This window comes from Pseudomonas sp. TE4620 (assembly GCF_056279045.1).
Map to the genome: position 1 here is coordinate 2,111,360 of NZ_JBWBQO010000001.1, position 14,022 is coordinate 2,125,381.

At 64.6% G+C, this 14,022-nt stretch carries 14 protein-coding genes; 10 read left to right on the forward strand and 4 right to left on the reverse strand.

The annotated features are described in order from the left end of the window. Positions 1–175: 175 nt before the first annotated feature. From ACZ9A3_RS09885 to ACZ9A3_RS09925, 9 genes are read left to right on the forward strand one after another with little or no spacing between them, the layout of a single operon-like run. A complete protein-coding gene (locus ACZ9A3_RS09885) occupies positions 176–1,513 on the forward strand; it encodes a KamA family radical SAM protein (RefSeq protein ID WP_213601307.1) in 1,338 nt (445 codons plus the stop codon). Then, complete coding sequence (locus ACZ9A3_RS09890) at positions 1,510–2,646, forward strand: NAD(P)/FAD-dependent oxidoreductase (RefSeq protein ID WP_093383074.1); 1,137 nt, start codon at positions 1,510–1,512, stop codon at positions 2,644–2,646. The genes ACZ9A3_RS09885 and ACZ9A3_RS09890 overlap by 4 nt, the downstream gene beginning before the upstream one ends. A gap of 52 nt (positions 2,647–2,698) precedes the next feature. Next, on the forward strand, positions 2,699–4,057 hold the full coding sequence (locus ACZ9A3_RS09895) for a lysine N(6)-hydroxylase/L-ornithine N(5)-oxygenase family protein (protein ID WP_476252477.1): 1,359 nt from the start codon (positions 2,699–2,701) through the stop codon (positions 4,055–4,057). Between the two features lie 11 nt (positions 4,058–4,068). After that, positions 4,069–5,358 (forward strand): ATP-grasp domain-containing protein, encoded by a 1,290-nt coding sequence (locus ACZ9A3_RS09900; protein ID WP_476252478.1) that lies wholly within the window; start codon positions 4,069–4,071, stop codon positions 5,356–5,358. After that, positions 5,351–6,895: a methionine--tRNA ligase gene (locus tag ACZ9A3_RS09905; protein WP_213601300.1), complete on the forward strand. Its 1,545-nt coding sequence runs from the start codon at positions 5,351–5,353 to the stop codon at positions 6,893–6,895. Before ACZ9A3_RS09900 ends, ACZ9A3_RS09905 begins: the two co-directional genes overlap by 8 nt. Next, entirely contained in the window at positions 6,892–8,061 is a 1,170-nt protein-coding gene (locus ACZ9A3_RS09910; RefSeq protein WP_045198930.1) for a CaiB/BaiF CoA transferase family protein, read from the forward strand. The genes ACZ9A3_RS09905 and ACZ9A3_RS09910 overlap by 4 nt, the downstream gene beginning before the upstream one ends. Continuing rightward, a complete protein-coding gene (locus tag ACZ9A3_RS09915) occupies positions 8,058–8,408 on the forward strand; it encodes a cupin domain-containing protein (RefSeq protein WP_093383062.1) in 351 nt (116 codons plus the stop codon). Before ACZ9A3_RS09910 ends, ACZ9A3_RS09915 begins: the two co-directional genes overlap by 4 nt. Continuing rightward, the gene (locus ACZ9A3_RS09920; protein ID WP_176794259.1) at positions 8,398–9,450 is read left to right on the forward strand and encodes an NAD(P)/FAD-dependent oxidoreductase; all 1,053 of its coding nucleotides are present in this window, start codon (positions 8,398–8,400) and stop codon (positions 9,448–9,450) included. The genes ACZ9A3_RS09915 and ACZ9A3_RS09920 overlap by 11 nt, the downstream gene beginning before the upstream one ends. Positions 9,451–9,455: 5 nt before the next feature. After that, positions 9,456–10,385 carry an AEC family transporter gene (locus tag ACZ9A3_RS09925; RefSeq protein WP_213601299.1) on the forward strand — a complete coding sequence of 310 codons (930 nt, stop codon included), beginning with the start codon at positions 9,456–9,458 and terminating at the stop codon, positions 10,383–10,385. Here ACZ9A3_RS09925 and ACZ9A3_RS09930 read toward each other — a convergent pair. The 4 genes from ACZ9A3_RS09930 to ACZ9A3_RS09945 form a co-directional block, all read right to left on the reverse strand. After that, positions 10,286–11,065: a YcxB family protein gene (locus tag ACZ9A3_RS09930; RefSeq protein ID WP_476252479.1), complete on the reverse strand. Its 780-nt coding sequence runs from the start codon at positions 11,063–11,065 to the stop codon at positions 10,286–10,288. The two genes, ACZ9A3_RS09925 and ACZ9A3_RS09930, sit on opposite strands and share 100 nt — an antisense overlap. Positions 11,066–11,138: 73 nt before the next feature. After that, on the reverse strand, positions 11,139–11,864 hold the full coding sequence (locus ACZ9A3_RS09935) for a hypothetical protein (protein WP_476252480.1): 726 nt from the start codon (positions 11,862–11,864) through the stop codon (positions 11,139–11,141). A gap of 42 nt (positions 11,865–11,906) precedes the next feature. Then, positions 11,907–12,938, reverse strand: a complete 1,032-nt coding sequence (locus ACZ9A3_RS09940) for a hypothetical protein (protein ID WP_476252481.1) — start codon at positions 12,936–12,938, stop codon at positions 11,907–11,909. A 109-nt stretch (positions 12,939–13,047) separates the two neighbouring features. Continuing rightward, positions 13,048–13,254: a DUF6124 family protein gene (locus tag ACZ9A3_RS09945; RefSeq protein WP_258597698.1), complete on the reverse strand. Its 207-nt coding sequence runs from the start codon at positions 13,252–13,254 to the stop codon at positions 13,048–13,050. Positions 13,255–13,396: 142 nt separating this feature from the next. Between ACZ9A3_RS09945 and ACZ9A3_RS09950 the strand changes: the two genes are divergently transcribed. Then, a complete protein-coding gene (locus ACZ9A3_RS09950) occupies positions 13,397–14,008 on the forward strand; it encodes a dTMP kinase (protein WP_093383050.1) in 612 nt (203 codons plus the stop codon). Positions 14,009–14,022 lie beyond the last annotated feature (14 nt).

The following is a 14,022-nucleotide window of genomic DNA, read 5'->3' on the forward strand; positions in this document are numbered from 1 at the left end:
CACCGAGACCCTGAAGTTTCGGTGGCGGTTTCCTTCGTCTGAAAACTGACTCAATACAATATTTAATAATCTGAGGTCGGAAGTGGTTATGGATAACCTGATTACGAAAGTTTCAGCAAGTAACACCTGTAACGTGAGCACTAGTGCACGTCGAACGCAGTTGGCGTCGCCGCCCATGCGTGTATTCAGCCACCAGCGCCTCGGGCAGATCCCGCAACTGGTCAGGCATGCGCCCCACCTGATGGAGTCCATCAGCCTGGTGGCACGTGTACTGCCGTTCAAAGTCAACGATTACGTGGTCAACAAACTGATCGACTGGACGGATGTGCCAAACGATCCGATCTTTCGCCTGACCTTTCCCCAGGCGCAAATGCTTGACGCCGAAGACCTCGAACAACTGGCGTATTGCGTACGCAACGAGGTCGGTGAACAGCAACTTAACGCGCTCATCCAGCGCGTGCGCGACGGCATGAACCCGCACCCGGCGCACCAGCAGTTGAACGCGCCTTCCCTGGATGGGCAACTGCTGCAAGGGGTGCAGCACAAGTACGCGCAAACGGTGCTGTTCTTTCCCAGCCACGGTCAGACCTGTCACAGTTACTGCACTTTCTGTTTTCGCTGGCCGCAGTTCATTGGCGACAAGTCGCTGAAGTTTGCTTCAAACGATGGCGAACAGTTGCACCGCTACCTGGCGCGCCACCCTGAGGTGACCGACGTGCTGTTCACCGGCGGCGACCCCATGGTGATGACGGCCGCGCACCTGACGCGCTACCTGGAACCGTTTCTGCAACCGGCGCTGAGCCATGTCACCACCATCAGGATCGGCACCAAGGCACTGAGCTACTGGCCGTACCGTTTCGTCAGCGACACCGATACGCCGCAGCTGATGGCGCTGTTGCGCCGCCTGGTGGACAGCGGCAAGAACGTCGCGCTCATGGCCCATTTGAACCATTGGCGGGAACTGACCACGCCAGTCGCCGAGGAAGCAGTGTCTGCCTTGCAGCAACTGGGCATCGTGATCCGTGCCCAGGGGCCGGTACTCAGGCACATCAACGACAGTGCCAGCACCTGGAAACGCAACTGGGAGCAGCAAGTGCGCCTGGGCATCGTGCCCTACTATATGTTCGTGGAGCGCGATACCGGCCCGCAGGACTACTTCCAGGTGCCCCTGGCGCGGGCCCTGTCGATTTACAACGAGGCCATCGAATCCGTCTCGGGCCTGGCGAAAACCGCGCGGGGCCCCTCGATGAGCGCCGGGCCGGGCAAGGTCGAGGTCAGCGGAACCCTCGACCTGCAAGGGCAACGCTATTTCCTGCTGAAGTTCATTCAGGCGCGCGATACCCGCTGGCTGGGCAAGCCGTTCCTGGCCAGGTACAGCGAGACCGCCTGCTGGCTCGATCAACTGCAACCGCCGCAGGGGCAGTCGGAGTTTTTCTTCGAGGCCCAATACCGCCGGTTCGTCGAGCAAGGAGCACAACAAGCTACGCAAGCGCTCGTACGGGGTGAGGCATGAAGGCGCTGGCCTGCGAAATGGCCATCATCGGCGCCGGCTACTGTGGCTTGAGTGCGGCAATCGAGCTGGCTGGCCGGGGTTTTGGCGTACGCGTCTTCGAACGCGGCGAATGGGCGGGCAATGCCAGCGCCTTCAATTTCGGCTCGGTGGCGGCCATGCCCCCGGCCTTGCCCAATCGCGACGCGCAAGGCTCCCAAGGCGCCGATGCGCAGCAGCGCCTGCGCGCGGTGCTGGAGCCGATCAGCGAACTCAAGCGCCAGATCGACACCTTCGAATACGACTGCCAGTGGCGTCAGCCCGGGCACATTACCCTGGCAATGGATGATGATGCGGCGCGCACGCTCAAGCAGCGTCATGCCGAGGCGAGCACGCTGTTTGGCGGCGGTGTGCATTGGCTGGACGCCCGTCAGGTCAGTGCACAAACCGCTGCGCAAGGGGTGGTGGCGGGGCTGCTCAATGAGCACTTTGCCTTGATTGATCCCGCCGGGCTGCTGCTTGCCATGCGCAATCACGCCCAGGCCCTTGGCGTGCGCATCGACTACTCAAGCCCGGTGCTTGCGCTCGATCCGCAGGCAGACTCGGTCAACCTGCAGTTGCCTGCGGCGCGGGTCAACGCGGCGCGGGTACTGATCGCCAGCGAGGAAGCCTGGGGCCTCTGCACAGAGGCTGCGTTGCAACCGCTGACGATGTTCCAGACCCACCTGTGCGAAAGCCAGGTGCTCGGAGCGCGGGATTTGCAGCTGATATCCCGGCGTGCCCGCGTCTATGGCACCGCCACCGCCGACAAGGATTACTTTCGCGTGCACCACGGCCGCTTGTTGTTCGGCAGTCGCCTGGGCCTGGTACCGCTGGATGCCAGCCCCCAGGCCGTGGTCGCCGCCTTGCAGGCGCGGCTGGCGGGCTATTTCCCGTCACTGGCGGCAATCCCGGTGGCCAGGGTGTGGTCGGGCAGCCTCGGCTTTACCGACAACGGCCTGCCGCGCCTGGGGGCCAGCGGCCCGGTGGCCTGGGGCGGTGGGTACTGCGGCAGTGGCATTGCCACGGCCGTGCAGTGCGGGCGGCAGTTGGCAAGGATGGCGACCGAGGCCGGTGTCACCACGGGCTCGCAACCGATGCAATCACACCAGCGCTGAGCCCGCCCGGGCGCGCTGCGGTTTCCTGAAGCATGCAGGGAGTGTGTTATCCATGAATACCTATGAAATCCCGTCGGTAGGCGCCAAGGGCGTGTCGCGTCACGGCGAGCGCTTCGACGTCATCGGCCTGGGCATCGGCCCGGCCAACCTGAGCCTGGCGGCGTTGCTGGAGCCTTGTAAAGGCTTCAAGAGCATGTTCTTCGAGCGCCGTGCCGACTTTCGCTGGCACGAGGGCATGATGCATGTGAACTCTTCGCTGACCACCAGCTTTCTCAAGGACCTGGTAACCCCGGCTGATCCTTGCAGCCCGTATTCGTTCATCGCGTTCCTGAAGAAGACCGAGCGGTTCTACTCGTTCCTTAACGCGCGCTTTCCCACGGTGCGCCGCAAGGAGTTCGAGCAGTACATGGTCTGGGTCTGCCGGTCGCTGCACAACCTGACGTTCGACAGTGAGGTGCTGCGGGTGTCCAGGGATGGTAACGAGTGGGTGATCAACCACGCCAAGGGCACGGCGAGGACCGCCAACCTGGTGGTCGGTGCCGGCCAGCGGCCGTTCATTCCCAAGTGTGCACAAGCCTGCCTGGGGCCGGCGGTGATGCATTCCTCACAGTTCGTGGTCAATACCCCGCAGGTCAGCGGCAAGCGCGTGGTGGTCATCGGTGGCGGCCAGAGCGGGGCGGAACTGATGCAGATGATGCTCAACCTGCCAGAAGCGAGCGCACCGGCGTCGCTGGTGTGGATCAGCCGGCGCAGCAACTTTTTGCCGATGGACGACTCGCCCTTTGTCAACGAGTGGTTTGTCCCCGGCTACAGCGATCACTTTTTCGGCTTGCCCGCCGAGCAACGGCAAGGCGCACTCGCCCAGCAGCACATGGCCAGTGACGGGGTGGTCCAGGCCTTGCTCGAAAGCATCTACCGGCGCCTTTACGAGGTGACCTACATCGAGGGGCGCAATCAATTCTGCCGGCTGCTGCCCGGGTCCACCCTGGAGTCGCTGCGCACGGTCGACGACGGGCTGGCGCTGCGTATCGGCAATGCCACCGGCACGCGCAACCTGGGTGCCGACCTGGTGCTGCTGGCGACCGGTTCCGAGTTTCAGATGCCGGCAGCGCTGCAGCCGCTGCGTTTCGAGATGGCAACGAAAAATGGCCTGCCCGAGCTCAGCGCAGACTATTCGGTGAAATGGTCGCGGGCCGACCACCCACGGCTGTTCTTCCAGAACGCCGCGCGTCACCTGCGCGGCATCGCCGACCCGAACCTGAGCCTGGCCGCCTGGCGCAGCGCCAAGATCGCCAATGCCTTGCTCGGCAAGCCGCACTACGACGTCGGCACGCCGCCGGGGCTGGTCGAGTGGGGCGCAGAAGCGGCGCCGCCGACGTTCCTGATGCAAGACCAACAACTGACTGAATGAAGGACCACATCATGTCTGAAGCACCTTACATCCTCTACCTCGACACCCGTGCCCTGGCCGGCGAAAGGATCGCCGAAATCGCCGCGGGCCATGCGCTTGGCTTCAAAGTGCTGGTTGCCACGCCCACGCCAGAGGTGTTCAAGTCCATGGGTTGCGCAGGGCTGATCGCCACTCGCCTGGGCGACTATGACGCCGCTCAGGAGGCGATTCTTGGCTACCTCGACGAGCAGCGCATCACGCTCTCAGGCATCGTTGCCTGGAAGGACCTGGAGGTCGAACTGGCCAGCCGCCTGAGCCAGCGCCTGGGCCTGGTGGGGAGCTCGGCCGAGGCCGCTGCCAATGTGCGTGACAAGGCGCGCACGCGCCGCTGCCTGGACGCGGTGGCCAACGCCAACCCCCTTTACGCCGTGGTCAGCGACGAACAGGCGTTCCTTGACGGCCTGCAAAGCGTCGGCCTGCCAGCCTTGCTCAAGCCTGCCGGCAACTCGGGCAGCCGCGGCATCTTTGTGCTCGACCAAGGCTGCGATGCGCTGCAGGTGTACCGCGCCTTCCGTGCCTACAACACTGCGGACAAAGGCGAGATGTACGCGCTGTATGGCGAGCATGCGCTGCTTGAGGAACAACTGGTCGGCAGCGAGCACTCGGTGTCGGGGCTGGTCGCCGACGGCCGGGTGGTGATCAACGCAATCATCGACAAGACATTCGACCGCTCGATCCCGATCCAGTACGAAAACACCACACCTTCGCAGCTCGACGGCGCGCTGCAGGAACGTATCTGCGCCATGGTTCGCGCGGCGGTCGCGGCCACCGGCATTGACTGGTGCGGCTTTCATGTCGACCTGATGGTCACCGCCCAAGGGCCGAAGATCCTCGAGATCGGCGGGCGCCTGGGCGGCGAGTTCATCAACTCGCACCTGCTGCCCAACAGCCTGCTGGGCTACTCCCCGTATCAGGCCGTGCTGCAACTGGCGTGCGGGGTGATCCCGGACGGCTGCGTGGATCGCATCGCCAGCGCCGCTACCCGCGCCGGGCAACGGGTGATCATGCCGCCGCGCACCGGCCAGGTGACCCGGGTCGAAGGCTACGAACGCCTGTGGAAACGCAGCGAGATGCGCTTTCTTCAGGTGGTGGCCGGCGAGGGCGCGCAAATGGCCTTGCCCGCCGAGCGCTTCAAGGCCTACGAAATTGCCTATCTGATTGCCCAGTGCGCCTTGGAGGACGATATCCACGCGGTGCTCGGGCAGTTGGCCAGCGAAGTCAAGGTGGACATTGCTCAGCAACGGGAGGCGTCACATGTCTGAGGTCACGGCAAAACAATACCTGCTGGTACCGGCGATGCCGGCGCCGAACGGCCGGCTGCACCTTGGCCACATCGCCGGCCCGTACCTGAACCTGGACATATTGGCGCGCCACCTGCGCCGCGAAGGCCACCGGGCCAGCATCGTCTGCGCCAGCGACCCCTTCGACTCCTACATTCCGCTGCGCGCCCAGCAGGCGGACGTCGATCCCGCGTCGCTGGCCCAGGAAAGCTGCGCAGGGATCATCAACGACCTGGCCTACATGAACATCCAGGTCGACCTGTTCGTCGATCCGCTCGACCCCGAGCACCGCGAGCAATACCTGGCCGCGCATGTCGACCTGGTCGATCGCTTGAGCGCCCAGGGCCAGGTGAGCTGCGTCGAAGAACAAATGCCGTGGTCCACCGCCAGGCAGACGTTTGTCAGTGGCAGCTTTCTGACCGGGCACTGCCCGCAGTGCGATCAGGCCATTTCCGGGTTCTTCTGTGAAGACTGCGGCGCACATTTCGAGCCGGACCAGGTGCGCGCGCCACGTGCACGCTGGGGCGAAGAGGTGCCCGCGCGGGCACTGGACAACCTGTTCTTCCAGATCCGCGAGCCGCAGGCGCTGCTCGCGCAGTTGCAGGCCACACAGACCCCAGACCCATTCATCGACATCGCCCGGCGCCATCTAAGCCGGCTGCCAGCCCGGGTGCGGGTCACCAACCATGCCGGATGGGGCTTGCCCTATCAGCTGGACGGCCAGGCGCGGACGCTGTTTGGCCATGGCCTGCTGTTTGGCGCGGTGCGTTTTGTCGGCGACTGCTTTGCCCGGGCGACGGGCCTGGCGCAAAACCCGTTCGATCGCGACTCGCCGGTCATCACGGTCAATGGTTTTGGCATCGACAACAGTGTTTCGCACCTGGTCAGCATCCAGGCGATGGCCATGGCTGACGGCCTTTCCAAGCCGTTCGAGCACTTTCTCATCAACCACTTCTACACGCTGGAGGGGCGCAAGTTTTCCACCAGCCTCGGCTGGGCGGTGTGGGTCGAGGACATGGCCCGCGAAGGGCGGGTACCTTGCGATGCCCTAAGGTACTTCCTGGCTAGCACCAGCCCGATTCACCAGCGCACGGATTTCACCCGGCAAGACTTCGAGCAGTTCCTCAATGGCCGCTACGCGGGCCTGATCGAGCAGGTGAACACGGCACTCGGCGGTGCCGCCAAGGCTGCGGCGGTCGATGCGCCGGTGATGGCTGCATTCGATGCAGCCTACGCCGAGCAGGCCCAGGCCCTGACTTTCGCCAGCTTCGATCCGCAGGCGGTGAGCCGCAGCATCGCCGGCTGGGAGGCGCTGTTCGCCAGCCTGGCTGACGACAACAGTCGGTACTGGTGGCTCAAGGGCCTGGCGGTGCTGGCCTGTCCGTTGCTGCCGACGCTGGCGCAGTCGATCTGGCACAGGCTAGGGCAGCCGGGTGAGGTCAGCGTGCAGGCGTTCAAGCAGCAACGCCGCGCTGCAACCCGAGCCGTCGCCAACGGCCAACTGGAGGCCAGCTCATGAAACCTGCCCTTGAAGGATTGCTCATCGTCGACCTGACCCGGGTACTGGCGGGCCCGTTCTGTACCATGCTGCTGGCCGACCATGGGGCGCGGGTCATCAAGGTCGAGCAGCCGGGCAAGGGCGACGACGCCCGCGCCTATGGCCCGTGGTTTGGCAATAAGTCTGCCTATTTCTCGTCGCTCAATCGCGGCAAGCAAAGCATCGCCCTGGACCTGAAGAAGGCCGAAGACCGGCAGATCTTCGAAGACCTGCTGGAGCACGCCGATGTGCTGACCGAGAACTTTCGCCCAGGCACCATGGAAAAGCTCGGTTATGGCTGGGATACCCTGCATGCGCGCTACCCGCGGCTGATCTACGGCGCCGCCTCGGGGTTCGGGCACACCGGTTCGTCATCCCAGCGGCGCGCCTACGACATGATCGTCCAGGGCATGGGCGGGATCATGAGCGTCACCGGTGAACCAGGACGCACCCCGGTGCGCGTCGGGGTGTCGATCGGCGATATCAGCGCTGGCCTGTTTCTTACCTGCGGGCTGCTGATGGCCTTGCTCAAGCGCCAGCACAGCGGGCATGGCGCGAAGGTCGATATCGCCATGTTCGATTGCCAGCTGGCCCTGATGGAATACTTCATCGGGCGCTATTTCGCCACTGGCGAGGTGACCGGGCCGGTGGGCAGCTACCGGCCGGCGATCGCCCCACCGTTTGGCGTGTACCAGGCGCTCGATGGCGGGCTGATCATCGCGGCCGGCAACGACAAGCTGTTTGCCGTGCTGTGCGAGGCCATTGAGCGCCCGGACATGCTGCTCGATCCGCGCTTCTCGAGCGCCGAAGCACGCAAGGACAACGAGGCACTGCTGGCACAGACGCTCAATGCCGCCCTGGCGGCAAAACCGGTCAGCGCCTGGACCGAGCACTTCGCTGCGGCCGGGCTGCCCGCCGGGCCGATCAACCGCGTCGACCAGGCCGTCGCCCATCCGCAGGTGGCCGAGCGCAACATGCTCATCGACATCGACGACCCGCAAGTGGGGCGCTACCGCCTGGTGGGTTCGCCGATCAAGATTTCTGACGCGCCTGACCCACGCAAGCGTCGCGCCGCACCGGCACTGGACCAGGATCGCGAGGCGATCCTCAAGCAACTGTCACGCTCCATTCGGGAGGTAAAAGCATGAATAGCACTGCCAATCCCAAGGTCAAGCCACTGCCCGCCGAGTCGCATGTACCGGGCGTGGTGCTGCGCCAGGCGGACTTCGCCGGCCTGGGCGCAGGGGTCACGCCGTTCAGGGGCGGGCTGTTTACCGTGGCGCCCCAGTGCACCTCGCGCCCGGACAAGCACGCAGTACGCGAATGCTGGATGATCGCCAACGGCGGCGGGGTGCTGGAATACCAGGGCAGCACGCTGCGGGTCGAGCAGGGCGATGTGCTGCTGTTCGAGCCGCATCACCAGCACCAGATTCACAATGATGGTGTGCAACCGCTGGTCATCAGCACCGTTTGGTGGAATGTCCATGCAGGCTGACCTGGTGGTGGTCGGCGCCGGCATTGTCGGCGCGACCCTGGTGGCCCGGGTACGCCAGTGCTTGCCCGGTTTGTCACTGATGCTGGTCGATGACGGCCAGCGCGCCAGTGCCTCGGCGCTGTCGGCGGGCCTGGTGACGCCGTTTTGCGGCGCGGGCAGCCGGCGCCGGCGCTCGGAGCTGGCCTTCGACCATTACCAGGCACTGAGCCAGCGCTGGCCGGGGGTCGCCAAGGTTGCGTTCAGCTTTGTCGCCAGCGAGGGGCAAAGGCCGCTGTTGTTCGACGCCAAGCCACTCGAAGGCCGCCTGGCAGCGCTCATGCACCAGTACCGCGGCGCCTCGGCCAAGCCGGCCTTGTTCCAGGCCGGGCATGCCTTTGTCATCGATGTTCCGGGCTTGGTGAGCGCTTACCTGGCACCTGGCGAGGGTCGCCTGACCCGGCTTGCCGCCCGGGTTGAGCGCCTGGACGGCGATGGCCGTGCCTGGTGCCTGCAGACCAGCGCCGGCGCGGTGACGGCGCGGCGCGTGATCTTCGCCAGCGGTGCCCGCAGCAACGCGTTGCTGGGGGCAATCCCGGGCAGCCTGATCAAGAAGATCGTGGCGTTCGACCTGCACGCTGCACAGCTACCGGACCCAACGCAAGGGGTCATCTACATGCCAGCGCGCAAGGCCTTTGTGATGCCCAACCAGCGCCGCGATGGCTGGCTGTTAAGCATCACCTCTGCCGACTGGCGCGCTGTCGCTGACGGTCGCGTCGACGCCTTGCCCGACGAAGCGCGTGAAGCGCAGAGCATTCTCCAACAAGAGCTGCCCGGCCTGCCCATCCGTTCGCTGCGCGCGCGCGCGGCATTTGACAGCTACTGCGCCGATGGCGAACCCAGGGTCGTGTGCCTGCCCGGGGGGCCTGGCGCCTGTGCGTTGGTCGGTGCTTCCGGCTCGGGGGTGCGTTTTGCCCCGGCGCTGGCAAACGAAGCGCTGGTGGCGGTCGGGCTGCTGGCCAATGCCAGCGCCCCGGGCTTTATCAATCATTGCAAGGAAACCTGAGCATCATGCATGCAGCAACAGCACTGGCGGCCATTGCGCCGTCATTCATATTGATCCTGATCGGTGTCGTGCTCAGGCGTGGTGAGTGGCTGGACAGCGGCTTCTGGAAGGGCGCCGAGAAGCTCACCCACTGGCTGTTCTTTCCGGCGTACCTGGTGCATACCATCGCCACCGCCGGCGCCATGGGCAGCACGGCCAAATCGACGGTGCTGATCCTCGGTGCGGTCACCCTGGTGATTACCTTGGGCGTACTGCTGGGCTGTCGCTACCTGCGCGTGGTGCATGCAACCTTCACCTCGATCATGCAGGGCTCGGTGCGCTTCAACAGTTTCATCTTCCTGTCGGTGGCCTCGCAGTTGCTCACGCCCGAGGACTACGGCGTTGCAGCGGTGGTGGTTGCCTACATGGTGGCGATTTCCAATACCGTGGTATTGCTGGCGTTCGGCAGCAGGGACGGCTCGGTGTGGGGGATTGTCCTGAAGGTTTGCCTCAACCCGCTGATCCTCGCCAGTGGCGCGGGGCTTGCCCTCAACCTGAGCGGCGTGCTGCTGCCGCAAGCGCTTGCCCAGCCGCTGAGCGCACTGGGTGCACCGGCCTTGCCGTTGAGCCTGATCTGCGTCGGGGCGGCCTTGCAGATACCCAGCGGCGAGTTTGCCCGCTTGTGCAAGACCGGCTTGCTCACTGCCAGCATCCGCCTGGGGCTGTTCCCGCTGCTGGCCTATGCGCTGATCAGCGCCTGGCCCGTGCCGCCCTTGGTCGCCACGCTGGTGCTGCTGTACTCGGTGGCGCCCTGTGCGAGCAATTCATATGTGCTGGCAACCCAGTATGGTGGCGATCATCGGCTGATGGCGTTCGTCGTGGCGGTGTCCACGGTGCTGTCGTTCGTGCCAATGTTCCTGCTGGCCGGCTCGCTATCAGTGATGTCCGTACCCTGATCGGTGTGCCCGGTGGCCTCAACGATTGTCGAGGGCGCCACCGGGCAGTGGCCGAGGAACGCACGCAAGCCTTGCTGGTATTGCTCAGGCGGCATCAGCTCGCTGTCTTTGACAATCACCAAGGACTGGCCCTGGCTCACCATCGGCGCGCTGGCCACGAGGTAGCAGTAAGGCGTTTCCAGCACCTGCGCGATCTGCTCCCAGGCCAGGCTGCTGGTGCCGGCACCGGCTTTGTCGAGGCTAAAGCCCTGCTCGTCGAAGCGCAGGCAATAGGTGCTTTCAAGCGATTTCAGTGGCGCCCGCAAGCGGGCTTCGATCAGCCGCTGATTGAGCCCGCGCAACGGTGCCCGGGGCTTGGCGTGGTTGGCGGCGATGCGTGCTTGCAGGTGCTTGATCCAGCGCCCGGAAAAACGCCACCAGAGCGGGATGAACAGCAGCACGAACAGCCCCAGGGTGATGACCTTTTGCGGGGTGAAGCGTCGTTCGGGGAAATAGATCGCCAGCAGGCCGCCGACCAGGCACAGGGTGAACATCAGCGGGCCGACCAGGCGGCTTTGCCAACGGGCAAAGGTGGCCATGGCCCGCGCTTGCTGCTGATCCTGCTTGAGCAATTCCTGCTCGAGCCGTTCGGCCATCCAGGTGTGAAGATGGGCGGGGGTGATGCTGAAGTGCAGTTCCATGGCGGCGTTGATCCGAGGTCCGTGTTCGGTGAGGGCGGCAGTCTACCGGCTTTTGCAGCCTGACGGCCCCGTTTCAGGCGGGGAACTGCTCGATATGGCGCTCTACCCACGCGTACAGGCACTCATCGAGGTGCGCGCGCTGCTCACTGAAGCGCTGCTGGCAGGTGTTGAACAGCGCATCCTGGTTGACCCGAACGGCAAGCTCTGCGGCGCTTTCGCCCCCGGCATGGGCTGCCCGCAGTTGTTGCTGGCGTTGCTCGGCCTGGTCCAGGGTATCGGCCAGCGCATCCCGCTGCAGGTGCCGAAGCTGGGCGATGGCCTGCGGCAAATGAAAGTGCAGGGCACAGTCAAAGCCTTCCCAGTCCTCGAAGGCCAGCCATTCGTGCAACACCATGAAGCAGCGGGTAGCCGGGGGCAGTTGCTCCAGCCGCGCGAAGTCCAGCCAGTACTGGCGCGGCAGTTGCTCGGCGGTTTCCAGCGCCTGGGCTATCAGGTCCAGGGCGCGGCCCTTGTCCTGGTGATGCTGGCGCAAGATGCGCTCGGTAAGGCTGTAGCGCATGTGCTCGATGGCGCTCAAGGCGCGGCTCAGGTCATAGCCTGCGCCATGCAGGTGCGCCCGGGCCTGATCGGCGGGCAGCCCGGACCTGTCCACCAGCACCTGCAGCAGCTCGGCCTTGTAGCACTCGGCGGCCTGCTGCGGGTCGCCTGCGCAGCGCTCCAGCAAGGCCAGGGCATGGCGCAGGCCGATGGGGATGGCGCTGCGCAGTTGCTGCAGGGCCTGGGTGTCGGTCGGGTCCATTGACTGGCTACCTCGGGGAGTTGTCTATGTTTGGCGAACCTGTCACGGCACCTGCAAGCTCGGCAGCGCGGCCCGACCCTGCGCCGAGAGCAGCGGCTGCAGTTGTTGCCAGGTGAAGCTCAGGTCGACATCACAGCCATCGCCGCTGGGCTGGTTGGCCAGGCGCAGGCCCTGGGTGTCGAAACTCAGGTCGTAGCTGCTGTAGCTGGCGACATCCGGGCAGTCGCTGTCTGCGCTGGCCTGGGTCTGCAACCAGCTGGCGAATTTTTTCGGCAGTTCGACATGCCCGGTGTAGGGGCTGTCCCACGCAAAGCGCGTACCGATCCAGGTCCAGGGGTCGACGCTTTCGCCGGTTTGCAGGTTCCAGCTGTGCAGGCCCCAACTGATGCCGCCGCGACCATAGCCTGCGCTCCAGCGGTAGAACCTGACGGTGATCCACTGTGATGACCAGTAGGTGGGCTCGACACTGATCTCGCTGGTTGCGGCGGAGCCGTTGCGGCCGAGGAATTCGCGGCGTTCGCTGAAGAAGGTGTTCTGGCCCTCGGGGCTTGCGGCCAGGCGGGCCAGGTGTTGATTGATTTTATGGATGGCCGGGCTGTCGCCGTTGAGCTTAAAGGTGACCTGGGCGCCTTGGGTGCGTACTTGATAGGCATGCTCGCCGAAGGTCTTTTTCTCGACCTTGACCGGCAGCGGGGCTGCCTCCATCGGCTGGTTGAAGGCGTCGCCACCACAGCCTTCGGCGCTGGTGCGTGTCAGCGCCAGAGGTAGCGGCGTGGCGCCCGGGGCCTTGCGCCAGGTTCCGCTCAGGTGATCGCCCTGGGGTGCGTCCAGGTGCCAGAAACCCGTATTGCCGTGTTCGGCCCAGGGTTCACCGGGGTTTTCCTGGGCTAGCGGGATCGGCGTGAGAAAGCGCTGGTAGTAGTAGCTACCGTTGCGCTCGGGGGCGGCATTGAAACAGGCGGTGATTGGCGCTTTGCCCAGAGTGCCTTGCCAGACGCCGGCAAGGTCGCTGGATGCGGCACTGGCGTAGCCACACGCACCAGCGAGAGTCAGCAGGGCCAGGGGCTTGAGCATGAGGATCGGACTTCCGGTTGTCTGACGGGCAGGCATGATAGCCAATGATTGGCTCCTGGGGTATTGAGCCAATAGCTGCCCTTGCTCCACTCGCCCCTGATCCCGCCGTCTAGCGGGGGCTAAAGACCCGGTTCACGCCCCCACCATCAAGCACGGCGTCAATCAGCGCCCGCGCCGTCTCGATGTGCTGGCCGGCGCCGTACACCAGGGAGTGGTCGTTGAGCGTCAGGTGGTCGAGCGCGTCGCTGACCGTGGCCTCGGCGCATTCCAGCAACTGGCAGGCATGCAGCAGCGCTTCTTCGGCGGGATAGCGCAACGGCGGCGGAAGTATGATTCAGAACGGTCTTACAGAAAACACCTACAGCGTCGCGATTTGTCGCTGTTTACTGTGGGAGCAAGCCCAATGATCGGCAGAAACCAGTAGAGTGCGCATCACTCCCTCAATTGTTGCTTGAAGCATGAACCGTCCGCTGTTTGTTTCCCTCGATGGGCCCAAGGGCACCGGCAAGACCACGCTCCTGGAGGCCGTGACCAAAGCCTTGCGCGCCGACAAGCACAAGGTGATCCGCCTGTGCGAGAAAAAAAGCGATCCCTTTCGCGGTGCAACCATGGCCCTGGTCAACCAGCTGGTGCGCAATCCCTGCCGGGATCTGGAACTGGCCGTGTGCAAGCGTCTGGCCGATAGCCGCACCTGGATATCCGCGCATGTGCTGAGCAAACAGCCCGCCGACAGCATCATCCTCATCGATCGCTGGTACCCGTCCGATGCGGCGTTTCGCCGTTTGGTGCCGTTTGCCGAGATTCTGCAGTTGAACCTGGAGCGCAACGTACGGGTGCCGGACCTGCATGTCGGGGTGGTCACCGACCCTGAAGTGTCGTGGGCGAGGGCCGCGGCACGCAACCGCGGGCTGAACAGCACGGTGATGCACAGGCTCGAAGAGCACGTGGCGAGTACCCAGGCGTTCGAGCAGGCGGTTGCCGATAACGGCTGGGTGCTGTGCCGCAATGAAGGCACGATCGAGGAAGCCACCCGCCAGGTGGTTTCGTCGATCTATGCAGTCCTGCACTAGCAACGGCTACTGTT

Excerpts from the sequence above, each read along its gene's own strand:
- ACZ9A3_RS09885 (WP_213601307.1), top strand. The coding sequence starts at position 176 with ATGCGTGTATTCAGCCACCAGCGCCTCGGGCAGATCCCGCAACTGGTC.
- ACZ9A3_RS09890 (WP_093383074.1), top strand. The coding sequence starts at position 1,510 with ATGAAGGCGCTGGCCTGCGAAATGGCCATCATCGGCGCCGGCTACTGT.
- ACZ9A3_RS09895 (WP_476252477.1), top strand. The coding sequence starts at position 2,699 with ATGAATACCTATGAAATCCCGTCGGTAGGCGCCAAGGGCGTGTCGCGT.
- ACZ9A3_RS09900 (WP_476252478.1), top strand. The coding sequence starts at position 4,069 with ATGTCTGAAGCACCTTACATCCTCTACCTCGACACCCGTGCCCTGGCC.
- ACZ9A3_RS09905 (WP_213601300.1), top strand. The coding sequence starts at position 5,351 with ATGTCTGAGGTCACGGCAAAACAATACCTGCTGGTACCGGCGATGCCG.
- ACZ9A3_RS09910 (WP_045198930.1), top strand. The coding sequence starts at position 6,892 with ATGAAACCTGCCCTTGAAGGATTGCTCATCGTCGACCTGACCCGGGTA.
- ACZ9A3_RS09915 (WP_093383062.1), top strand. The coding sequence starts at position 8,058 with ATGAATAGCACTGCCAATCCCAAGGTCAAGCCACTGCCCGCCGAGTCG.
- ACZ9A3_RS09920 (WP_176794259.1), top strand. The coding sequence starts at position 8,398 with ATGCAGGCTGACCTGGTGGTGGTCGGCGCCGGCATTGTCGGCGCGACC.
- ACZ9A3_RS09925 (WP_213601299.1), top strand. The coding sequence starts at position 9,456 with ATGCATGCAGCAACAGCACTGGCGGCCATTGCGCCGTCATTCATATTG.
- ACZ9A3_RS09930 (WP_476252479.1), bottom strand. The coding sequence starts at position 11,065 with ATGGAACTGCACTTCAGCATCACCCCCGCCCATCTTCACACCTGGATG.
- ACZ9A3_RS09935 (WP_476252480.1), bottom strand. The coding sequence starts at position 11,864 with ATGGACCCGACCGACACCCAGGCCCTGCAGCAACTGCGCAGCGCCATC.
- ACZ9A3_RS09940 (WP_476252481.1), bottom strand. The coding sequence starts at position 12,938 with ATGCTCAAGCCCCTGGCCCTGCTGACTCTCGCTGGTGCGTGTGGCTAC.
- ACZ9A3_RS09950 (WP_093383050.1), top strand. The coding sequence starts at position 13,397 with ATGAACCGTCCGCTGTTTGTTTCCCTCGATGGGCCCAAGGGCACCGGC.